Source organism: Motiliproteus sp. (assembly GCF_965230735.1).
Lineage (GTDB): Bacteria > Pseudomonadota > Gammaproteobacteria > Pseudomonadales > Balneatricaceae > Motiliproteus.
This window is the reverse complement of record NZ_OZ246016.1, coordinates 479,989-502,506: the sequence shown is the minus strand read 5'-3', so window position 1 is coordinate 502,506 and position 22,518 is coordinate 479,989. Positions and strand designations below refer to the sequence as shown.

Genomic DNA, 22,518 nt, shown 5'->3' with positions numbered 1-22,518 from the left:
CAGCTCCGTTTAGTTCAATCGAATCCGGTGGCGACGGCCCCAGAGAGCGCTGAGTGCCAGCAGGCCGATCAACAGCAACAGTGATGGATCCAGCGCGCCACTACCTCCGCCGCTGCCCCCGCTTTGAGAATTGCTCAGGGTTGAGCGCTCGCCGCTGAACATCGGCGGGTTGGCAGCCGGTTGTGCATTGCTATTGGAGTGGGCGCTGTTGGTTTGACCGCTATCGGCAGTGGAACCGTTGTTGGTTGAGCCGGACTGCTGCCAGTTCTGGCTGCGGTCCTGGCGGGCCTGATGCTCGGTCTCGATCCGCTTCTGGTTACGACGCTCGATGCCCAGCTGTTGGAACACCTGCTCTTCGACCACTAGCAGCGAGGTGTAGTCGGTGACCAGTCCGTACTGAACCGCCAGGTCGGTGATCGCCTGCTTGGTATCGCTTTCGACCGACGCATCACCGGCGTAGTAGTCCTGCTGTTGTTGCAGCGCTTCGATCTGGCGCAGCGCCCAGAGCCGTTCCAGTTCCGGGTGGTCGCTGGATTGAGCCGGCAGCTGGACCCGGGTCTGGTAGGTTTTCTTATCGGTACCGATCCGGCCGCTGAGGCGGACCTCGACATCGCCGTCACCGAAGTAGTGGCCCATCAGCACCAGCTGCTGGCCACGGTACAGCGGCGGTAGTTTGGCCGGAGTCAGGTCGGTCACCCGCACACCGTCGATCTCCACCTTCAGATCACGCAGCGCGGCATGATTGAGCTTGGTGGCGGCCTGCATCAGTCGCCCCATCACATCGTCGGCGTTGGAGATCTGCGAGGCGAAACCGTTGGAGACCTCGGTCATGCCCTGAAGCAGCGGACGGTTGGCACTGTTGCCCATCACGAAGGTGAACAACCGCACATCGGCCTGCTGTAGCAGTTTCAGGAAGGCTCGCTTCTCGGTGGTACCGACATTGGCGACCCCGTCGGTCACCAGTACCAACGCGCTGGCCCGGTCGCTGTCGAGGCCGGTAATCCCCTTTTTCAGACCGGCGTAGAGGTTGGTACTGCCGCCGACGCCATTTTGCTGCAACTTGTTGATCATCGCATCGATTCGCTGCAGCTCCACCGGTTGGTAGCCACCGCTCAGATCTTTTGCCTGCTTGTTGAAGGTGATCAGCCGGAAGCGATCACCGCTGGGCAGCTGCTGTAATCCCTGACGAACCCCTTCGAGCAGGGTGGCGTATTTACCGGCCATCGAGCCGGAGGTATCGAGCACAAAGACCCAGTCGCGGTTGCCGCTGATCGGCGGTAGTTCGTTGCCCGGGGTCAGGGTCAGCATAAAGGTCCCCTGCTTGGCGTCCGGGGCACGGTAACTGACCAGGTCCACCGCACCGGGCAGGCCTTCGGCTAGGCGCCAATAGAGCAGAATGTCGCGGCTAAGATCGGCCACCGGCTGGTGTTGTTGTACAGGAGCGGATTGGAGCGATTGCGCTTCGGCCTGCGCGGCATCGGTTTGGGCTTCAGCAGTGGCTGTCGGGGTTGGGTTACCCAGGCTGATATGCCAGTGCTTGGGGCTCTGGTTGCTGATCACCGCCTGGGGGTGTTGCGGCATCCGCAGTTCGTCGATCGGGTAGCGTGAGCGCAGTTCCAGCTCGAAACCGAAGTCCTGCTCGACCTTTTCGTTGCGCAGCCAGAAGGCGTTCTTGTGCTCGTCGACAACGCCATCCTCCAGCGGGTAGAGAAAGCGGCCGATACTGTTGTCGATCTCGGCCGGTTGTACATAGACCAGCCGGATCTTGACCTGGTCGTTGGCTTTGACCGGGTAGACCCGGCTGTCGAAGCTGCGGTAGTCGTCCTGTTCGGTCAGCGCGGTGCGATTACCGGCCGTTTTTTGATCGTTGTAGATCTGACGGGCCTGCTGTTTGGCGACCACTTCGCCGGTGACCGGCTTGCCGTCGATCCAGTAGCTGAATTCACCCACGGCCGCCTGTTCCGGGACCGGGAAGCTGTAGACCGCCTCCAGGTCCTGACTGTGGGGGTTGGTGAACACCTGATCGATCCGGGTGGTGGCGTAGCCGTCTTCGATCACGACCTTGACTTGATGGGAGTGGATCTTCAGTTCCGGCAGGCTGCTGTTGGCCGGACGCAGCAGTCCGGCGGCATCGGCGCTGAGACTGACCCCGGCCAGCAGGCCGAATGCGGCACAGGCGCCGCAGATCTTGCCCGCTATTGATCGAAAAAGGGATCGGTATCCTGATGTGAGTGGCATAGTTTCTCTCCTCTGATGGGCCGCTTGGGCCTGGGATCAAGCCTTGTTCTGGTTCGGCTTGTGGTTGCGGCCAGTGTGTCGAGGAGAGAGCGGAGCGGTTAGCACTATCGGCCGGGTAGCATCTGGTGATACCCGGCGTGTTATCTGGTGGATCGAGGTACTTTGTCGATCAATAGCGTTCAGCGCAAGTAGTCACTGAACAGACTCGGGTGCCATTGCCGCATCGCGACGACTAAGGTGGAGCCGTGGCGTTGATCCAGCGGCAGACCGATGTCTTTCCGACATTGGTCGCTGTACTCGTCGATCAGTCGCTGCATGCGCTGCTGAAACTCGCCATTGCTCTGGGTCGAGAGCAGACCATAGGCGACCAGCAGCGTGTCGCTGCTCTTGGCAAACGAGGCCTGGAAAAATTCCTGCTTGATCCGTTGATGGAAGAACTGCTGGATCGGGCCGCCCGGCAACCAGTTGAAGTTGGGGGCGATGCGCAGCTTGATCCGGTTATTGGGCAACAGCTCGATCACCTGGAGGCGATCCAACATCGCCAGTTTCTGAATCAGCAACGTGGGCTCGAGCTGATATTGATCCAGAATATCCTGATAGCCGTAACCGTTGATACAGCAGACCGCCACCAATAGCAGTGTCGTGTCATCGACCAGTTGCTGCTCCTGCTCACGGGTCAGTTGCTGCAGTTGGTGTCGCTCGCGCGACATCTGCTGGATCAGTTCGGTAAACTCCAGATCGATGGCGTCGCAGATCTTCTCCAGTCTCGGCAGTGAAATTTCACCATCGCGAAACAAGCGTTTAATCGAAGCTTCGCTAAGCTCAAGCAACGTGGCGACATCCTGATAGGTCTTGCCGCTGGCTTTGAGCTGGCGTTTCAACGTGGCGATCAGGGCGTTGGTCTGGGGATGATTCATAGTCCATTACTCGTTAGGGAGCCTGTAAGCAGCTCCTGGCAGATATCCTTGATATCGAAAGGTTACATAATGCGATACTTTGGGTGCGCCTGCGAGTAACTTTGGATAAAAAAGTAATGCTTAGCTGCACCTTTAGACAGAGTGGACGGAAGTTGATTGTACTTCCGGCAACCCACAGGGAATCGTTACGATGAGTAAATTACTGAACCGAACCGGCGCACTGGCCTATCTGCTGGCGGTGTTTCTGAACGCCTTTGTCGATCTGGGCCATAAGATCACGATCCAGAACACCGTGTTCAAGGTCTACGACGGCGAGATGCAGGTGGTGCTGACCGCGATCGTCAACGGCCTGATCCTGCTGCCGTTTATCCTGCTGCTGTCGCCGGCCGGATTTATCGCCGACCGCTATCCCAAGAACCAGGTATTGAAAGCCTCGGCCTGGGCCGCGCTAGGCCTGACCTTGGGGATCACTCTCTGTTACTACATGGGCTGGTTCTGGCCCGCGTTTGGGATGACCTTTGCCCTGGCGGTGCAGTCGGCGTTCTACTCACCGGCCAAGTACGGCTATATCAAACCGATGTTCGGCAAGGAGCGATTGGGCTCGGCCAACGCCGCGGTGCAGGCGGTGACCATCGTGGCGATTCTGGCCGGCACCTTTGTTTACTCGATCTTGTTCGAGCATTTCTATCCGCCCGGCGAGGTTCAAGACAGCGGCGAGATTCTGCGTGCCGTGGCGCCGCTGGGTTGGGTGCTGGTGATCAACGCGGTGCTGGAACTCTGGGCGATGTATCGGTTGCCGACGCTGGAGCCGGGCAACCCGGAGAAGCAGTTCTCGGTCGCCGACTACGCTCGCGGCAAGCTGATCAAAGGCAACCTGGGTAGCGTGATTCGTCGACCGGTGATTCGGTTGTCGATCATCGGACTGGCGGTGTTCTGGTCGGTGGGCCAGGTGATGCTGGCAGCCTTCCCGGCGTTCGCCAAGGCGCAGTTCGATGTCACCAATACCGTGGTCATTCAGGGCATCCTGGCCTGCACCGGGATCGGTATCGTGCTGGGTTCCTGGCTGGCGGGACGGTTGTCGCGCCACCATATCGAGACCGGTCTGATTCCGATCGGTGCGATCGGGGTGGCGGTCGGCCTGATGCTGCTGCCGGGCGTTGAAACCCTGTGGGGCCAAGCGGCGGTGTTCACCACCGTGGGGCTGATGGGCGGCCTGTTTATCGTGCCGTTGAATGCGCTGATCCAGTTCCATGCCGGAGACAGCGATATGGGTCAGGTGCTGGCGGTCAATAACTGGATTCAGAACCTGGCCATGGCCGGCTTCCTTGGCCTGACGGTGTTCTTTGCGCTGCAGGGCTTTGACAGCCGCTGGTTGCTGGAACTGATCGCGGTGGTGGCGCTGATCGGTGGCATCTACACCATCACCAAGCTGCCGCAGTCGCTGGTGCGGATTCTGCTGACCGCGCTGATCAGCCGTCGCTATCGGATCGAAGTGCAGGGGATGAAGAACCTGCCGAGTAGGGGTGGCGTGCTGCTGCTGGGCAACCATATCAGCTGGGTCGATTGGGCCATCGTACAGATCGCCAGTCCGCGGCCGGTGCGCTTTGTGATGCTCAAGGCGATCTACGACAAGTGGTACCTGAACTGGTTCTTCAAGATGGTCGGCTGCCTGCCGGTACAACAGGGTGCCGGCAGCCGTGATGCGCTGGTCAAAGTCAGCGAAGCGCTGGATAACGGTGAAGTGGTCTGTATCTTCCCGGAGGGGACGATCTCGCGAACCGGTCACCTGGCCGAGTTCCGCAAGGGCTTCGAGCGTGCCTGTGCCCAGACCGACAATGATGTCCAGATCGTGCCTTTCTACATGCGTGGTCTCTGGGGTAGTCAGTTCTCCCGTTCGTCGGAACGACTCAAGCGTCTGAGCGGCAAGGGTATCCGCCGTGATCTGGTGATCGCCTTTGGCGAGCCGCTGGCCAAGGATACCGGCGCCGATATCGTCAAGCGCCGGGTGTTCGACCTGTCGGTTAGCTCCTGGGAAGCCCACGCCCGCACGTTGCCGACCCTGGACGAAGCCTGGATCGATTCGGCCCGCTCGGTGGGCACCGGATTGGCGATCGCCGATACCCTGGGCACCGACCTCAACGGTCTGCGGGCACTGGCTGGCTCGATCACCATGGCTAGTCGGATCCGCAAGCTCAGCCCGGAGCAGAATATCGGCCTGCTGCTGCCTACCAGCGCTGCCGGAGCGTTGGCCAACATGGCGGGTCTGATGGCTGGTAAAACATTGGTGAACCTGAACTACAGTGCCAGCATCGATGCATTGCTGTCGGCCCAGCGCCAGGCGGAGATCAAGACGATCTATACCTCACGCCGGTTTGTCGCCAAGTTGCTCAAGCGTGGGCTGGAGGTGCAACCGCTGCTGGCTCAGGTGCAGGTGGTCTACCTGGAGGATCTGCGCGAAAGCTTCGGCAAGCTCGAACTGCTACGCAATCTGGTGATGGCGCGACTGCTGCCGGCTTCCTGGCTGAAGGCGATGGTCTGTCGTAACCGGGATCCGGAGTCGACCGCGGCGATTCTGTTCTCCAGCGGTAGCGAAGGCGCCCCCAAGGGGGTGCGGCTGAGCCATCGCAACATCATGGCCAACCTGAAGCAGGCCGCCGAGGTGCTCAACATCAATGATGGCGATGCGGTGATGGCGTCGTTGCCGCTGTTCCATGCCTTCGGTCTGACCGTGACCCAGTTCCTGCCGCTGATCGAAGGGATGCCGATGATCTGCCATGCCGATCCGACCGATGCTCAGGGGATCGCCCGGGCCGTGGCCCGCTATCGCACCACGGTGATGTGCGGCACCTCCACCTTCCTGCGTCTGTTCGTGCGCAACAACAAGGTGCATCCGCTGATGCTGGATTCTCTGAGGATTGTGGTTGCCGGGGCCGAGCGTCTCGACCCGCAGGTGCGTAGCGGCTTCCAGGCCAAGTTCGGCAAGCAGATTCTGGAGGGCTACGGCTGTACCGAAACCACCCCGGTGGCCAGCGTCAATCTGCCCGATGCCCTCGATACCCGTTACTGGCAGGTTCAGCACGGCGGCAAACTGGGCACCGTTGGGATGCCGTTGCCGGGTACCAGCTTTATGGTGGTCGATCCGGACACGCTCGAAGAACTGCCCACCGGCGAGGCCGGGATGATCCTGATCGGTGGCGTGCAGGTGATGCAGGGCTATCTGGATAACCCGGAAAAAGATGCCGAGGTGCTGAAGCAGATCAACGGCCGACGCTGGTACGTCACCGGCGACAAGGGCTATATCGATGCCCACGGCTTCCTGACCATCAGCGATCGTTATTCCCGTTTCGCCAAGCTCGGTGGTGAAATGGTGAGCCTCAGTGCGGTCGAGCAGGCGGTGCGCGATAGCCTCGATTCAGTCGGCGAGGACGAGGGTGAGCAGGAACTGGTGGCGGTCAACCTGCCGTGTTCGAAAAAGGGCGAGCAGTTGGTGCTGCTGCACGAGGCCGATCTGGACAGCGCCGCGATCCGTCAGGCGATGCTGGCCAAGGGCGTCAATGGCCTGATGATCCCGGCCCGTTGGCATCGGGTCGAGGCGGTGCCGAAGCTGGGTTCGGGTAAAACCGACTTCGGCAATGCCAAGCAGCTGGCACAGCAGTTTTTGGCTGAGCCGCAGCCGGTTTGAGTGGTTGCGGCGTTATGAGCCGAATTTGATCAAAATATGCACCGCATTCAAGTGAACATCGCTGCCGACTTGGGTATAATTCGCGCCTTTCTCGCAGCGGCGCTTGCCGCGTGACCCTTGCCGCGTGAAGGGAGATGCCCGGAAAAGCGCGACCACTCTGACTTAGGGGATATCCATGCTGAACAACGGTTTGACCATCGCTGAATTTGATACTGATCTGGCTGCCGCGATCGCCGCGGAAAAGCAGCGTCAGGAGGAGCACATCGAACTGATCGCTTCTGAAAACTATGCCAGCGAGCTGTCGATGGAAGCGCAGGGCTCCTGCCTGACCAACAAGTACGCCGAAGGCTACCCGGCCAAGCGCTACTACGGTGGTTGCGAGCACGTCGACGTGGTTGAGCAACTGGCCATCGACCGCGCCAAAGAGCTGTTCGGTGCCGAGTTCGCCAACGTTCAGCCGCACTCCGGTTCCCAAGCCAACGCTGCGGTTTACATGGCGCTGTGCCAGCCGGGCGATACCGTTCTGGGTATGAGCCTGGCCCACGGTGGTCACCTGACCCACGGTTCTTCCGTTAGCTTCTCTGGCCGGATCTACAATGCGGTTCAGTACGGTCTGAACCCGGAAACCGGCGAGATCGATTACGACGAAGTCGAGCGTCTGGCTCGCGAGCACAAGCCGAAGATGATCGTTGCCGGTTTCTCCGCTTACTCGCGCATCGTTGACTGGGCTCGCTTCCGCGAGATCGCCGACGCCGTTGATGCTTACCTGTTTGTCGACATGGCGCACATCGCCGGTCTGGTTGCTGCTGGCGCGTACCCGAGCCCGATGCAGTACGCCGACGTGGTTACCACCACCACCCACAAGACCCTGGGCGGCCCCCGTGGCGGTCTGATCCTGTCCAACGGTGACGAAGAGCTGCAGAAGAAACTGAACTTCGCGGTTTTCCCGGAAAGCCAGGGTGGCCCGCTGATGCACGTCATCGCGGCCAAAGCGGTTTGCTTCAAGGAAGCACTGAGCGACGAGTACAAGACCTACCAGCAGCAGGTGGTCAAGAATGCTCAGGCGATGGCCAACACCTTTATGGAGCGCGGCATCGATATCGTTTCCAACGGTACCGACGATCACCTGTTCCTGGTTGACCTGATCAAGAAAGACATCACCGGTAAGGATGCAGACGCGGCACTGGGTCGTGCCAACATCACCGTCAACAAGAACTCGGTTCCGAATGACCCGCGTTCTCCGTTCGTGACCTCCGGTCTGCGTATCGGTTCTCCGGCAATCACCCGTCGTGGTTTCGGTGAAGCCGAGGCGGTTCAGGTGACCAACTGGATCTGCGACGTACTGGACGATATCGACAACGAAGCGACCATCAACCGCGTTAAGGAAGAGGTTAAAGCCCTGTGCGCCCGCTTCCCGGTTTACAGCAAGTAAACAGGTCTTGTCGCTAGACCCTTTGAGCCCCGCTCTATAGAGAGCGGGGCTTTGTTGTTTTTACTAGGCTCGATATCATAACCGCCCAATAGAATTTAAGGGGCTGTAGGAAAAGGTAGCGAGCGAAGGTGAAGCTAGGCAAAAATCGACGAAAAAGCGCAGCTTACCGCGTTGTAAGCGAGCATTTTGAGACGGTTTTTAACGACGCTTCACCGAGCGTAGTAGTTTTCCTACAGCCTCTCGCTCTTTAAGACAGGTTTGACGCATGCATTGTCCGTTCTGCAAAGCCCACGAAACCAAAGTGATCGACTCCCGTCTGGTTGCCGAAGGCGAACAGGTGCGGCGTCGGCGTGAATGTCTTGCCTGCAACGAGCGCTACACCACCTACGAAGTCGCCGAACTGTTGATGCCCCGCCTGGTCAAGCAGGATGGGTCGCGGCAGCCGTTCGACGAAGAGAAGCTGCGTGCCGGCATCCTCCGCTCGTTGGAGAAACGCCCGGTCGGGATCGACCAGATCGAAGCCTGTATCAATCAGATCAAGCACAGCCTGCGCGCCACCGGCGAGCGGGAAGTGCCGTCGATGGTGGTCGGTGAGGCGGTGATGGCGGCGCTGCGCGAGCTGGATCAGGTCGCCTACGTTCGTTTCGCCTCGGTTTACCGCAGTTTCCAGGATATTAGCGAGTTTCAGGCCGAAATCGACAAGCTGGCCTCGAATGGCGAAGGCCCGGACTCCAACAATCGTTCGGAGACGGAATCCTAGCGATGCGCTATACCGCCGACGACCACCGCCATATGGCGCGGGCGCTGCAACTGGCTGCCCAAGGCCTCTACACCACCGAGCCGAACCCGCGAGTCGGTTGCGTGCTGGTGCGCGATGGTCAGGTGGTTGGTGAGGGCTATCACCAGCGTGCCGGTGAAGGCCATGCCGAGGTCAATGCCCTGGCGGTTGCCGGGGAGCAGGCCCGCGGGGCTACCGCCTACGTGACGCTGGAGCCCTGCAGTCACCATGGCAAGACGGGCCCCTGCTGCGAGGCGCTGGCCGAGGCTGGCATCGCCAAGGTGATCTCGGCGATGCAGGACCCGAATCCCCAGGTCAGCGGTCGTGGTCACCGTTATCTGCAACAGGCCGGTGCCGAGGTCAGCTGGGGACTGATGCAGCCCCAGGCCGAAGCGATCAATCCCGGTTTTATCAGTCGCATGGCGCGCAAGCGTCCCTTTGTACGTATCAAGCAGGCCGTCAGTCTGGATGGTCGGACCGCCATGGCGTCGGGCGAATCTAAGTGGATTACCGGTGCCCAGGCACGCAGTGATGTGCAGCGACTGCGGGCGCGTAGTTCGGCGATTCTGACCGGTATCGGCACCGTGCTGGCCGATGACCCGGCGATGACGTTGCGGGCCGAACAGCTTGGTCTGGAGAACGCCGAAGAGGTCGTTCGACGTCAGCCGCTACGACTGGTGCTGGATTCGCAATTGCGCACTCCGGCGGATGCGGTGATTCTTCAGCAACCCGGCGAGACGGTGCTGGTCTATCGTGATGCACCCGGCGACCGGGTTCAGGCCTTGCAGGACAAGGCTACGCTGTTACAGCGGGATACCAGCGACCTAGCCGGTTTGCTCGAGTGGCTGGCCAGCGAGCGTGAATGCAATGAGCTGCTGGTCGAGGCCGGTGCCACGCTCAGTGGTGCGGTGATTGACGCGGGTCTGGCCGACGAACTGGTGCTCTATCAGGCCACCACGCTACTGGGATCCAACGCCAGGGCGGCCTTTGAGTTGCCGTTCGACAAGATGGCCGAGCAACGTCGGATGGAACTGCTGGATCAGCGCCGCTTGGGCGACGATCTGCGTCTGACACTAAGATTCAACCATTCATCTCTTAATCACCCAGCGGGGGAGCAGTAACGCGATGTTTACCGGGATAATCGAAGCGGTCGGCGAAGTGGTCGATACCCGTCTGCAGGGCGGTGATCTGCGATTGCGCCTGCGTACCGGCAAACTGGATCTGGCCGACGTCAAACTGGGTGACAGCATCGCCGTCAACGGCGTCTGCCTGACCGTGGTCGACCTGCCGGGTGATGGTTTCTGGGCCGATGTTTCCCGCGAGACCCTGGCCCATACTGAATTTGAACTGCTGCGGGCCGGTGATCGGGTCAATCTGGAGAAAGCCTTGATGCCGACCAGCCGCTTGGGTGGTCATATTGTCAGCGGTCACGTCGATGGCATCGGTGAAGTGGTCGGGCGTCGTGAAGATGGTCGCTCGATCCGGTTCCAGATTAAAGCGCCGGCCGCGTTGTCGCGCTATATTGCCGCCAAGGGCTCGATCACCGTCGACGGTGTCAGTCTGACCGTCAACGGGGTTGAGGGCAGTCAATTTGAACTCAATATCGTCCCGCATACGCTGGATGAAACCCTGATTAAGGATTACAGTGTCGGCCGCCGGGTGAACCTCGAAGTCGACCTGATCGCCCGCTATCTGGAGCGCCTGTTCAGTGGCAGCGCCGATGAAGATAGCCACGACAATACCGATGCCGGTGGCCTGAGTATGGCGCTGCTGGCCGAGCACGGCTTTACCGGTCGTCGCTAACGAACACTAATCAATAGTCTTAACGGGAACCACTATGGGCCTTAACTCCACCGCCGAACTGATCGAGGATATCCGTCAGGGCAAGATGGTCATTCTGATGGATGACGAAGATCGCGAAAATGAAGGTGATCTGATCATCGCCGCCGAAAAGGTGCGCCCGGAAGATATCAACTTTATGGCCACCCATGCCCGCGGTCTGATCTGTCTGACCCTGACCCGCCAACACTGCAGCAAGTTGAAGCTGCCGCTGATGGTGCAGGATAACGGTGCTGCCTACTCGACCAACTTCACCCTGTCGATCGAAGCGGCCGAAGGCGTGACCACCGGTATTTCGGCAGCCGACCGTGCCCACACCGTACAAACCGCGGTGGATCCGAACGTTAAGCCTGAAGATATCGTCCAGCCGGGCCACATCTTCCCACTGATGGCGCAACCCGGTGGGGTACTGAGCCGTGCCGGCCATACCGAAGCGGGCTGTGATCTGGCGCGCATGGCCGGATGTATCCCGGCAGCGGCGATCGTCGAGATCATGAATGAGGACGGCACCATGGCGCGTCGTCCTGATCTGGAAAAATTCGCCGAGAAGCATGACCTGAAGATCGGTACCATCGCCGATCTGATCCACTACCGCACCCTTAACGAGCACACCGTCGAGCGCGGTGAGAGCTACAGCCTGAGCACCGAAGCCGGTGAATTCCAGGTCACTAGCTACCTCGACAGCATCCACGGCTCCAGCCACCTGGCGCTGGTTAAGGGCGAGATCAACCCGGAAGAGCCGACTCTGGTTCGAGTACATATGGCCGACCCGATGCGTGATGTGATCGGTGCCGTCAACGACGGTGAGCCCAAGTGGTCACTGCGCAAGTCGCTGCAGAAGGTCGCCGACGAGGGTGCCGGGGTGGTGGTACTGCTGGGTAATGGCGGCTTGGATGACCTGGCCGGTAGCCTGGAGACCCACCTGAACAAGAAACCGTTGCGTAACCCCAACGTCGATGGTGCCGGTGCTTACCAGACCATCGGTACCGGTTCACAGATTCTTCGTGACCTGGGTGTCAGCCAGATGCGGCTGCTCAGCTCACCGATCAAGTTCAGCGCGCTGTCGGGCTTTGACCTCGAGATTGTCGAGTTCATCCCCTGCGACGCGTAAGTTTTGCAAAGGAAAAGATAAATGACAGTTCAAACAGTAGAAGGTGATTTCACCAACGCCCAGGATGGCCGTTACGCCATCGTCGTCGGCCGCTTCAATGCCTTTGTGGTTGAGAGCCTGGTCGAAGGTGCCGTTGATACCCTGAAGCGTCACGGTGTTGACGAAGCCAATATCCGTATCGTACGGGTACCGGGTGCGGTTGAGATCCCGCTGGCGGTGCAGAAGGTTGCCGAGCAGAAGCAGGACGATGCGATTATTGCCCTGGGTGCGGTAATCCGTGGCGGCACCCCGCATTTCGAATACGTCAGTGCCGAGAGCGCCAAGGGTTGCTCCCAGATCGCGCTGGATTTCGGTATCCCGGTCGCCAATGGCATTCTGACCGTTAACTCGATCGAGCAAGCGGTTGAGCGTTCCGGCACCAAGATGGGTAACAAGGGTGCCGAAGCGGCGCTGTCATCGCTGGAGATGGTCAGCCTGCTGAAGCAGCTGGAGGCGTAAGCGGTGAGCGATTCCGACAAGCCGCAGAAGAAGGCCAAGAAGTCCGGCAAGCCGTCACGTACCCAGATGAAGCGCGAGGCTCGCAGCTTTGCGCTGCAGGCGCTGTACCAGTGGCACATGGCCGGCAATCCGCTGAACGATATCGAAGCCCAGTTCCGGGTCGAGAACGATATGTCCGGTACCGACCTGAAGCTGTTCAGCGCGCTGCTGCACGGTGTGCCCAGCAAGACCACCGAGCTGGATGAGGCGGTTAAGCCCTACCTGGACCGTAAGCAGGATGAGCTGGATCCGATCGAGCTGACCGTACTGCGGATGGGGACTTTCGAGCTGGCTGAGATGATCGATGTGCCCTATAAGGTCGCGATCAACGAGGCGGTGAATCTGGCCAAGACCTTCGGCGCCACCGACAGCCACAAGTACGTCAATGGTGTGCTGGACCGGGTCGCCCGCGATCTGCGCAAAGCCGAAACCGGCGCCAAGGGCTGATTAGTCACCGATGGCCGTCGCTGAGTTTGACCTGATCAAGCGCTTCTTCGCGTCCCTGCCTCAGCATGGACGCGGCGTTGGTCTGGGTATCGGTGACGACTGCGCGCTGCTAGAAGTACCGGATGGTCAGCAACTGGCGGTATCGATCGATACCCTGGTCGAAGGTACCCATTTCCTTCCCGGCATTCCTGCCGAGCAGCTGGCCTATCGTGCCCTGGGCGCTTGTGTCAGTGATCTGGCCGCGATGGGCGCCGAGCCGGCCTGGCTGACCCTGGCGCTAACGTTGCCCGAATCCGATCCCGACTGGCTGGAAGGCTTCAGCCGTGGACTGGGTGAGGGAATGGCCCGATATGGCCTGAGCCTGGTTGGCGGCGACACTACAAGGGGCCATCGGGCTCTGAGTCTGCAAGTTCACGGTTGGGTGCCGAAAGGGAAGGCCTTGACCCGCCGAGGCGCACAGCCCGGTGACAGCATCTGGGTCAGCGGCACCTTGGGCGATGCGATGGCCGGGTTGGATCAGCTCCAAACCCAGGCAGATCAGGATCCGTACCTGCTCGGACGGTTCTACCGCCCCAGTGCTCGGATCGAGTTGGGGTTGGCCCTGCGAGAGATTGCCAGTGCGGCGTTGGATATCTCCGATGGTCTACTGGCTGATCTAAGCCACTTACTGCAGCATCAGGACCTGGGTGCCGAGCTGCAGTTGGCGCAGATTCCACTCTCCGACGCCCTGCTGGATCGGTATCCAGAGCAACAGGCGTTGAACTGGGCGCTGGGCGGTGGCGAGGACTTCGAACTCTGTTTCTGTGTGCCCGCGAATCGACGCCAGCAGTGGTTGGAAAAACTGCCTGGCTTGAGTGTTTCTTGCCGAGAAATTGGCGCTATTTGTCGTAAACCTGGTCTGATCGGGGTCGATCGGCAGGGGAACCGGCGACCAATGGCAGCCAGTGGCTACCAGCATTTCTAATTTATCGAGGGTCCGAGATGTCACTGCCAAAACCCAACTGGCGTAACCCAGTTCACCTGGCAGCATTCGGCTTCGGTAGCGGCGCGCCCAAACGAGCCCCGGGAACCTGGGGTACGTTGGCGGCCATCATTCCTTATCTGTTTCTTCGAGAACTACCGCTTGAGGCTTACCTGGCGGTGATCGTGCTGGCCTTTGTGGTCGGTATCTATCTGTGTGGTCAGACCTCTCGGGACCTGGGCGTTCACGATCACGGCGGCATTGTTTGGGATGAGTTTGTCGGACTGTGGATCACTCTGATTCTGGTGCCGCCGGGATGGGGCTGGCTACTGCTGGGCTTTGTTCTGTTCCGGTTGTTCGATATCGTCAAACCCCAACCGATCCGCTGGGCGGATAAGCGGGTTTCCGGCGGCTTCGGCATCATGATCGATGATGTCTTGGCGGGTATTTACGCCTGGTTGGTGCTGCAGCTGATCATCCACTGGGTCGGCTGAACCGTAGCAGTTGCCTAGTAAACGTATCGATAATTCTTATCATTTTCGTTGTAAAACAACGGGTTAGACTATTTTCTTGCGGCTTGTCAGCCGCGCTGATCTATAATCCCGCCATAGCCTGATGATTGATGGGGCGCTTATGCTGGGACTTGGCTTTGTTATCAACCTGTTGAAGTTGTATACCGGTTACGCCTTTGTGGTCGCTTTTCTGCTGCAGAGTGGGATTACTTTGTTGCTGGCGATGCTGGCTCTGGTTGTCCTTGCTGTGCTCCGTCAGCGCCAGCTTAGTACTCAAACACAACCATGTTCGGCACGTGTTTTGGTTAAGCCCGGTCCTATCTATCATCCTCACCCGAAAGTAGGAACGCCCCGATCCTAGTCGCGGGGCGCTTTTCTCAACCAGTTCTAGTTGATGGTTACTTCCAGATCTCCAGCGCCAAGACTGTAGAGGTTGTGGGCGATCACTGGCACGACCGAAGAACTGGCATGTAGCGAGATGGCACTACAGTCATCGGTTTCAACACCATCTTTCTTATAGATATCCAGATCGACCAAACCGAAGACATCAGTGGCGCTGATTGTTGGTGCCGGGGTGGTATTCAGATCGATGGTCTGGCTGCCACCGCCGGGTTCCTGAGTTACCAGGCAGAAGTAGGCGTCATTGTCGGCGCTGTTATTGGTCAGGCCGACGTCCACGTTGCGACCAGCGTATTGCCAGGCGAGAATGGTTAGACTCTGGTCGGCTTCATAGGACTGATCCACTGCATTGGTGGAGCTGCTGCCGTTGCTGCCGTCCATTCCAAGGCTGGTGATGGTGATGTCGCTACCGGCGCTACCACTGTAACTCCAGCCGAAGTTGTAGCGATCGCTACTGCCATTGCCCCAGCCGTCGAGGAGATAGTCGTTGCCGTTACTGATCGGCAGGTAAGGACCTTTCCAATTACTGGCGCCGCCAAACCAATCGGCGCCACAGACGGCCTCGGTCAAACTGTCATCGCTGGTGCAATAGGCATCGTTGCTGACCAGTTGGCGTAACTGGGAGGGTACCCGGCCGGTGTCGGCGATATAGCCGCTGAAAGCAGGTTGACCATTCAGGCTTCGGGAGCTGTCACCAATAATGGCGTAGCGGATCTGTTCCAGCCGTAGCTTGGTGGTGTCGAACCGCTGCTGATTGGTCTGGTTGACCATAAAATCGGTGGCCATGGCGGTGATCAGGCCCAGTACGCCGACCACGACGATCAGTTCCAGCAGGGTAAAGCCTTGCTGATTCGGTTTGTTGCTGTGCATTAGTTCACTCCCAAAATTCTGACGATGTCGTCATCGCCGCCGTTGTCGTATTCGCCATCCGGGCCGGCACTCAGCAGTGCGACACAGCCATTGCCACTGGTTGGGCACTGCGGGAACAGGTTGTTGGTGAAGGCGATGTCGTAGCGATAGGCTTGCCCAGGTGCATTTCGTTGCATCCAGGTTCCTTTGTCGCTGAGTACAAAGCAGCTATCGGTATTGGTATAGGTGCGACTACGTTCGAACGGATCGTCCAGCGCGATAATGGCGTCACGGTCCGCGGTGCGGGTGACGTTGAGCGCAAAGATGTCTAGTCCACCCACACCTGCGGGCAGGTCGCAGTCTTCCAGGCTCATACGCTGTAGGTTATCGGCGGAGAGATATGGTCCGTTCCAGCCGCGCCCAGCATCCAGGTTCCAAGGCATCTGCTCAGCCCCAAAGGTGCTGTCATTTGGCCCATCGTCTCGAGGTGAGACAAATAGAAATCCCAGATCGGCCTGGTTGGCAGCCATACCCGCAAAGGGACCCTGCTCGGGGTAGTAGCCGGTATCGCGCTTGAATCGATAGATCGCATTGGCGATCTGTTTCATTTCGGTAACGACCAATTCTTCGCGGGCACGTTGGTCATACCCCCCGATGGCGACCACGGCGACGGTCGCCATGGCGGCCAGTACCGAGACCACCACCAGTAGTTCGATCAGGGTAAAGCCCTGCTGTTGTTTGTTGTGCATGTTTCAGACTCCCAGCGGCTGTTCGGTTGTCGGCTCGACCAGGTTGTCGGGCGCCGGATGGATGTCGAAGTCGAGCGTATCCCGTTGCTTTGTCGGATGGCCATCGCGTAGAGGGATTGGAAGCATCCCCAGTACCCGTTCGACTTCGTCGATATCGGTGATACCGGCTTTGACGTGCTCCAGTGCGCTGCGGCGCATATCCTGAACACCCCGCTGTTCCAGATAAGCCTCGATATCGGCGTCACTGGCACCTTCAGCGATGGTGCGGGCCAGGCCGTCATCGACCGGCATCACCTGAAACACGCCGATCCGGCCTTTGTAACCGGTCTGGTTGTTGCCCGGCTTGGCCCGGTAGAGCGTCAGGCCGTTGATCTCTTCATCCTTGAAACCCAGTGCCAGCAAACGCTCACGGGGAACGGCGATCTGTTCGCGGTTGTCGGGGTCGAGACGTCGCAACAGCCGCTGACTGATCACCAGCGTGACGGTGGAGGCGATGTCGTAGGGATCGACCCCGAGGTTGCGCAGCCTTGGTACCGCCTTGGGGGCGGTATTGGCGTGCAGGGTCGAGAGCACCAGGTGGCCGGTATGGGCGGCTTTGATGGCGGTGTCGATAGTCTCCCGATCGCGCATCTCACCGAGCATGATCACGTCGGGATCCTGACGCATGATGGTTCGGGCTGCCTCGGTAAAGTTGACCCGTTCGCCGATGTTGATCTGGTTGACCCCGACCAGGTCGATCTCGACCGGATCCTCCAGAGTGTAGATATTGCGGGGTTGCTGACTGATATGTTTGATCAGGGTGTAGAGCGACACGGTCTTGCCGCTGCCGGTCGGGCCGGTGACCAACACCATCCCCTGCAGCCGGTTGATCGCATCGAGGATCGGCGCCGCCTGCTGAGGGGTCAGTCCCAGTTTGTCCAGTTCCAACATCTGCTCGGGTAGATAGAGCAGTCGCAGCACGATGGTCTCGCCGTGCATGGTCGGCAGTACCGAGCAGCGAAAATCCAATCCGTTATTGGCATCGATCACCATCCGGAAGCGACCGCCCTGGGTGATGCGCTGCTCGGAGATATCCAGGCCGGCGATCACTTTCAGGCGGGTGGCGACCAGGTGGCCGAAGCCGCGCGGCATATCGGCGATATCGCGCATCACCCCGTCGACTCGGAAACGGATCCGGTAGAAATCGGCGTAGGGTTCGAAGTGAATATCCGAAGCACCCAGCTCGATGGAGTTGGCCAGGGTGCGGTTGAGGTAGCGCGGAACACTGAGGTCATCCAGGGTATCGGTGGCCGCGCCAGTATCGATCCCGGTTTCTTCCGAGGCAAAGCTCAGTTCATCGGGATTGAGTTTGATATCGTTGAGTGCGAGTTTCATGGCTGATTCCTTATCTTCTCTATCCCGCAGAGACCTGCATCATGGCTTTGAAGAAGCCGATATATACGAACGCGACCATGCCACCGATCACTAGGGTCATCGCTGGCTCGATCATGCCCATCATCTTTTTGATCCGAATTTCTGACTGGGATTGGTAGAACTTGCCCAGCTCGGTCATCACGTGTTCCAACTCACCACTGCGCTCACCGATGCCGGTCATATGCTGGACCATGACCGGGATATGAGACTGGCGTAGTCCGTAGGCCAGGCTGTGACCGGAAAGGATGTCTTTGGCGGCATGCTCGAAACAGAGCTCTAAGCGACGGTTACCCAGCACACCACTGAGAACACGCAGTGATTCCAGTACGGTCAGGCCGCTGCCCAGCAGCATCGACAGGGTCCAACCCATCTGGGCCATACCGCTGGTGCGGATACTGGTCCCAATCACCGGCAGGTTGAGCAGCACGCGATCGATCACCGCCTTGCCGGGACCGGTGGTATAGGCCACCAGGGTTAAGAAGACCGCCGCCAGCAGACCACTGCCGACGTAGGGGCCGTAATCGATCAGCCAAGCGGAGGTATCGAGCATCGCCTGGGAGATCGGTGGCAGCTGCTGGGACTTGCCTTCGAGCAGCTTGGCGAACTTGGGTACGATGCCGACCGCCAGGCCGATAAAGACGCCGAACGCGACCAACAACAGGATCGCCGGGTAGGTCATGCTGGAGATCAACTGACGCTTCACCGCGGCGCTGCGCTCGAGGTTCTCGGCCAGGCGTTCCAGTGTCGATTGCAGCTCACCGGAGATCTCGGCGGTAGCGATCAGCTTGGCGGCGACCGGCGGGAATACCCGGCCCTGAGCCTCAACCGCGACCGCAAAACTACTACCGGATTGGATCCGCATCAGCATGTTCTGAATCGCTTTTTGCAGGTCGCGCTTCTGACACATCTCCGAGGAGATCTCCAGCGCCTGGGTCAGGGTGTTGCCGGAGCGAAGCATCAGGGCCAGCTGCCGGAAAAACAGCACCTTGTCGATCGCCTTGGCGCTGGTGTAGCGGCTCAGGCTGAATCTGCCCAATACCGCCAGCGGGTTGACGCCGACTTTGCGAATTTTCTTGAGGCTACCGTACTGACTCCGAAGCTTGGCGCTGGCCTGATTGATATCTTCGGCTTCAATGGTGCCGTTGACCTCTTTACCCTGTGGGTTCAGGGCGGTGTATTTAAACGTCGCCATCTGGGGGTCCTATTGATTGATATTGGGATTCAAATTAAAAACTAAGAAATAATCATTACTATTATTTGGGTGAAGCCTGCTGTCATCGATCTGCTCTCCTGAATTGCGCTTGCTCGATTATTGGGTAGTTAACGGGTCTGGTAGATCAGCAGGGCTTCCTGCAGGCTGGTGGTCCCTTCGAGCACTTTATCGCGGGCATCCTGCCACAGGGTGCTGAGCAGCCCTGCCTGTTGGGCGTAGCGCTTCATCGCATCGTCACCGGCCCCTTCGTGGATCAGCTGTTCCAGTTGCTCGTCCAGCCACAGCGTTTCGTAGATACCAACCCGGCCGCTGTAGCCGGATCCCAGGCAGTGGGAGCAGCCTCTGCCTCGCTGCAATTGGGTCGGCTGTTCAAGCTCCAGCAGGGCCAGTTCGCGGGCATCGGCCGGATAGCTTTCTTTGCAGTGGCGGCAGATGCGGCGCAGCAGGCGCTGGGCCAGTACGCCGACCAGGGTACTGGCGATCAGGTAGGCGGGGCAGCCGATATCGACCAGCCGGCTGACGGCGGAGACGGCGTTGTTGGTGTGTAGCGTGGATAGCACCATATGGCCGGTCATCGCGGCGCGGACGGCGGTTTCGGCGGTTTCGCCGTCACGGATTTCGCCGACCAGCATCACATCCGGGTCATGGCGCAGGAAGGAACGCAGTGCTTTGGCGAAGCTGACTTTTTCCGACACCTGGACCTGGGAGATCCCTTCGACCACCTGCTCGATCGGGTCTTCCACCGTCATGATATTGCGCTGGGAAGCATCCAGTTCCCGTAGCGAGGCGTACAGGGTGGTGCTCTTGCCGCTGCCGGTGGGACCGGTCACCAGCACGATGCCGTAGGGCTTGTGGATCGCCTCGAGTATCGGCTCCAGCAGCGGTTGCGGCACGCCCAGTTGTGACAGACTCAGATCGCCGGTGCTCTGGCCCAGGATCCGCAGGGTGGCGCGCTCGCCGAAGCGGGTCGGGATGGTCGCGACCCGCATTTCGATCTCTTCCAGCTCCGGCCAGCCTTCGATGCGGTAGCTGAAGCCACCGTCCTGGGCCATAAACTGCTCGGCGATATCGAGCCCGGACAGAACCTTGATCCGGCTGATCAGTGATTCGGCCAGCTCCTTGCTGATCGGCCGCTCGTAAGGCTGCAGGCTGCCGTCGACCCGCATCCGCAACTGCATGCCATCCTCTTCGGCCTCGAAGTGCAGGTCGGTGGCCTGCAGCAGGTAGGCTTCCTTCATGATGTCGTTGAAGATCGAGATCGCATCGAGCCCGGTCTCATACTGCTTGAAGTGGGCCCGCAGCACGGCTTCGATCATCAGCGGGTTGGCCATCGCCGTGCTAGCGGGGCGACCGAGGGTTCGCTGGACGGTTTCCAGGCCGATCCGATCATCCGGGTCGGTAATCAGGGTCAGCAGCTCACCGTCTCGCTCGACCGGCAGAAACAAGCGTCGCAATAGGACCTGCGCATTGAACGCGTTTAACAGCTTGGGTTGAATCTCGATATCACGGCGCTCGTAAAACGGCAGGCTCCGGCTTTCAGCCAGGGCCCGGTACAACGCCGTTTGCGGCAGGCGCTTGTCGCGACAGATCAGCTCGGTCAATGGCAGGTTGCTACGCCGGGCTCGGGTCTTGAGCTGCGGTAGTTCGGCCAGTTCGATCAACCCGGCCTGGGAGGCGGCTTGGAGTAGCTGTTGTTCGAGGTTGGCCATGCTATTTCGCTGCTCCGCCTCGAATCAACCGCTCAAAACTGCCCGGATCACGGCAGAGAGCACGAGCCGACTCCAGCGTGATCTGACGCGCCCGGACCAGCCGGGCCAAGGCCTGATCCAGGGTCTGCATTCCCTGGCGGGCGCTGCTCTCCATCACCGAGTAGATCTGATTGGACTTGGCCGATTCGATCAGGTTGGCCACCGCTTTGGTGACCATCAGGATCTCGGCGGCCACGACCCGGCCGCTGCCGTCGGCGGTCGGGACCAGGTTCTGGGCGATCACCGCCTTCAGCGCATGGGCGATCCGCTGTCTAGCCACGGCTTGTTCGTTACCAGGGAAGCTGCCGATCAGCCGCTCGACCACGCCGACCGCATCATTGGTGTGCAGGGTCGAGAACACCAGGTGGCCGGTCTCGGCGGCGGTGATGGCGGTGCGCATGGTATCCAGATCGCGCATCTCGCCGACCATGATCACATCCGGATCTTCCCGCAGCGCGGCTTTGACCGCACTGGCGAAGTCGGGCACGTCGGTATAGAGCTCGCGTTGGTGCACGATGGAGCGGATATTGGCGTGGACAAATTCGACCGGATCCTCGACCGTCAGGATGTGCTTCTCCTGAGCTTCGTTGATGTCGTTCAGGATCGCCGTCAGGGTGGTGCTCTTGCCCGACCCGGTGGCACCGCAGACCAGCACCAGGCCGCTTTTGAGTCCGGTCAGGTAGCTGATCTGGGTCGGTAGGCCCAGCTCGCGGGTGGTTTTGAGGCTGCCATCCAGATAACGGATCGCCAGCGCACAGTTACCCATCTCGCGGTACAGGTTGACCCGATAACGGAATCCCTTGGGGGTGGTGTAGCCCATGTCCAGGGTCAGATGGCGGGCGAAATGCTCACGGTGTTTGTCGTTCAGCAGCGCATCGGCCATGCCCTGAACTTCGTCGGCGCTGTAATGGTGCTCGCCGAGTTGGTTGATCTTGCCGTGGACTCGATAGGTGGCGGGCAGACCGGCGGACAGGTGCAGGTCGGACGCTTCCAGCTCGACGCATTGTTCCATCAGTTGGATGATCTGTTGGGCGCTATCCAGCCCGGTACTTTCTGTCACGCCAGGGTCCTCGGTTACATCTGTAGTTCAAACTGGATCTCCAGCGGGCCGGTTTCACCGGGCTGGATCTGGAGGTTGCGGATAAAGCCGCGGAAGCTGAGCTGATCGAGGCTGTCGATATAGCGGATAAAGTCGAAATAGCCGCCGCGACAGAGCACCCGGAAATAGGGGCGGTCGCGAAACAGTTCGTGAATGGCCTGTCCCTGCAGCTCTTCGGGAAGCTCTCGGGTGGCTCCGTTGAGGGTATGTAGCTCGACGATCTGGATCTGATTACCGGTGGCCAGTCGGGTCAGCTCCAGCTTGGTCTGCTCCTTCAGATCGGGGGCATCCAGCGGCAACAGGGTTTGGTTCAGCCGCAGTAGCTGCTGTTCGATGCCACGCAGCTTGCCATTGACCTGATCGAGGGCGTCCTGGGTAAAGGCAGGGTCGATCTCCGGGGCTTCATAGTTGCCGATACGCACGTCGATTCGATTCTGTTTGCGATTAGCCAGTTTCTCGGCCTGGAACATCTGCTCCCACATCATCGCGGCCAGTAACAGATAAGCTCCCAGGCTCAACAGGGCGATCACGAACAGCAACTGCTTACGTTCGGTTGACGACAGGTTGCGATAGCGTTGTTTGATGGCCCGCATC

Annotated in this window: 20 protein-coding genes; 10 read left to right on the top strand and 10 right to left on the bottom strand. The window is 59.7% G+C overall.

Going from position 1 to position 22,518, the window contains the following annotated elements; translation table 11 throughout:
- Positions 1–9: 9 nt before the first annotated feature.
- Both ACO05M_RS02400 and ACO05M_RS02395 read right to left on the bottom strand, forming a co-directional pair.
- Positions 10–2,238, bottom strand: a complete 2,229-nt coding sequence (locus tag ACO05M_RS02400; RefSeq protein ID WP_421867268.1) for a VIT and vWA domain-containing protein — start codon at positions 2,236–2,238, stop codon at positions 10–12.
- A gap of 179 nt (positions 2,239–2,417) precedes the next feature.
- Complete coding sequence (locus ACO05M_RS02395) at positions 2,418–3,155, bottom strand: helix-turn-helix domain-containing protein (RefSeq protein ID WP_421867265.1); 738 nt, start codon at positions 3,153–3,155, stop codon at positions 2,418–2,420.
- Between the two features lie 190 nt (positions 3,156–3,345).
- On the opposite strand from ACO05M_RS02395, the gene ACO05M_RS02390 reads away from it, so the two are divergent.
- From ACO05M_RS02390 to ACO05M_RS02345, 10 genes are all read left to right on the top strand, one after another.
- A complete protein-coding gene (locus ACO05M_RS02390; protein WP_421867263.1) occupies positions 3,346–6,837 on the top strand; it encodes an acyl-[ACP]--phospholipid O-acyltransferase in 3,492 nt (1,163 codons plus the stop codon).
- A gap of 175 nt (positions 6,838–7,012) precedes the next feature.
- Positions 7,013–8,269, top strand: coding sequence for a serine hydroxymethyltransferase (gene glyA, locus ACO05M_RS02385; protein WP_421867260.1), 1,257 nt, complete (start codon positions 7,013–7,015; stop codon positions 8,267–8,269).
- Positions 8,270–8,534: 265 nt separating this feature from the next.
- Positions 8,535–9,029, top strand: coding sequence for a transcriptional regulator NrdR (gene nrdR / locus ACO05M_RS02380; RefSeq protein WP_421867258.1), 495 nt, complete (start codon positions 8,535–8,537; stop codon positions 9,027–9,029).
- Positions 9,030–9,031: 2 nt separating this feature from the next.
- On the top strand, positions 9,032–10,168 hold the full coding sequence (ribD, locus tag ACO05M_RS02375) for a bifunctional diaminohydroxyphosphoribosylaminopyrimidine deaminase/5-amino-6-(5-phosphoribosylamino)uracil reductase RibD (RefSeq protein WP_421867256.1): 1,137 nt from the start codon (positions 9,032–9,034) through the stop codon (positions 10,166–10,168).
- A gap of 4 nt (positions 10,169–10,172) precedes the next feature.
- Entirely contained in the window at positions 10,173–10,850 is a 678-nt protein-coding gene (locus tag ACO05M_RS02370; RefSeq protein WP_421867253.1) for a riboflavin synthase, read from the top strand.
- Positions 10,851–10,884: 34 nt separating this feature from the next.
- Positions 10,885–11,997, top strand: a complete 1,113-nt coding sequence (gene ribBA / locus ACO05M_RS02365) for a bifunctional 3,4-dihydroxy-2-butanone-4-phosphate synthase/GTP cyclohydrolase II (RefSeq protein WP_421867250.1) — start codon at positions 10,885–10,887, stop codon at positions 11,995–11,997.
- 21 nt (positions 11,998–12,018) lie between these two features.
- Positions 12,019–12,495 (top strand): 6,7-dimethyl-8-ribityllumazine synthase, encoded by a 477-nt coding sequence (gene ribE / locus ACO05M_RS02360; protein WP_114696875.1) that lies wholly within the window; start codon positions 12,019–12,021, stop codon positions 12,493–12,495.
- Positions 12,496–12,561: 66 nt separating this feature from the next.
- Positions 12,562–12,981: a transcription antitermination factor NusB gene (gene nusB / locus ACO05M_RS02355; RefSeq protein ID WP_114697111.1), complete on the top strand. Its 420-nt coding sequence runs from the start codon at positions 12,562–12,564 to the stop codon at positions 12,979–12,981.
- A 10-nt stretch (positions 12,982–12,991) separates the two neighbouring features.
- Complete coding sequence (gene thiL / locus ACO05M_RS02350; protein WP_421867247.1) at positions 12,992–13,945, top strand: thiamine-phosphate kinase; 954 nt, start codon at positions 12,992–12,994, stop codon at positions 13,943–13,945.
- 17 nt (positions 13,946–13,962) lie between these two features.
- A complete protein-coding gene (locus tag ACO05M_RS02345; RefSeq protein WP_421867243.1) occupies positions 13,963–14,436 on the top strand; it encodes a phosphatidylglycerophosphatase A in 474 nt (157 codons plus the stop codon).
- Positions 14,437–14,536: 100 nt separating this feature from the next.
- Here ACO05M_RS02345 and ACO05M_RS02340 read toward each other — a convergent pair whose 3' ends face one another.
- From ACO05M_RS02340 to ACO05M_RS02305, 8 genes are all read right to left on the bottom strand, one after another.
- The gene (locus ACO05M_RS02340) at positions 14,537–14,731 is read right to left on the bottom strand and encodes a hypothetical protein (protein ID WP_421867240.1); all 195 of its coding nucleotides are present in this window, start codon (positions 14,729–14,731) and stop codon (positions 14,537–14,539) included.
- A 110-nt stretch (positions 14,732–14,841) separates the two neighbouring features.
- Positions 14,842–15,723 (bottom strand): prepilin-type N-terminal cleavage/methylation domain-containing protein, encoded by an 882-nt coding sequence (locus tag ACO05M_RS02335; RefSeq protein ID WP_421867237.1) that lies wholly within the window; start codon positions 15,721–15,723, stop codon positions 14,842–14,844.
- The gene (locus ACO05M_RS02330) at positions 15,723–16,451 is read right to left on the bottom strand and encodes a type II secretion system protein (RefSeq protein WP_421867234.1); all 729 of its coding nucleotides are present in this window, start codon (positions 16,449–16,451) and stop codon (positions 15,723–15,725) included. Before ACO05M_RS02330 ends, ACO05M_RS02335 begins: the two co-directional genes overlap by 1 nt.
- 3 nt (positions 16,452–16,454) lie before the next feature.
- A complete protein-coding gene (locus tag ACO05M_RS02325; protein ID WP_421867231.1) occupies positions 16,455–17,825 on the bottom strand; it encodes a GspE/PulE family protein in 1,371 nt (456 codons plus the stop codon).
- Between the two features lie 19 nt (positions 17,826–17,844).
- Positions 17,845–19,056, bottom strand: a complete 1,212-nt coding sequence (locus ACO05M_RS02320; RefSeq protein WP_421867228.1) for a type II secretion system F family protein — start codon at positions 19,054–19,056, stop codon at positions 17,845–17,847.
- A 128-nt stretch (positions 19,057–19,184) separates the two neighbouring features.
- Entirely contained in the window at positions 19,185–20,786 is a 1,602-nt protein-coding gene (locus ACO05M_RS02315; protein ID WP_421867225.1) for a GspE/PulE family protein, read from the bottom strand.
- Position 20,787: 1 nt separating this feature from the next.
- Positions 20,788–21,885, bottom strand: coding sequence for a type IV pilus twitching motility protein PilT (locus ACO05M_RS02310; RefSeq protein WP_207802674.1), 1,098 nt, complete (start codon positions 21,883–21,885; stop codon positions 20,788–20,790).
- Between the two features lie 14 nt (positions 21,886–21,899).
- Positions 21,900–22,517: a hypothetical protein gene (locus tag ACO05M_RS02305; protein WP_421867222.1), complete on the bottom strand. Its 618-nt coding sequence runs from the start codon at positions 22,515–22,517 to the stop codon at positions 21,900–21,902.
- Between the last annotated feature and the right edge of the window lies 1 nt (position 22,518).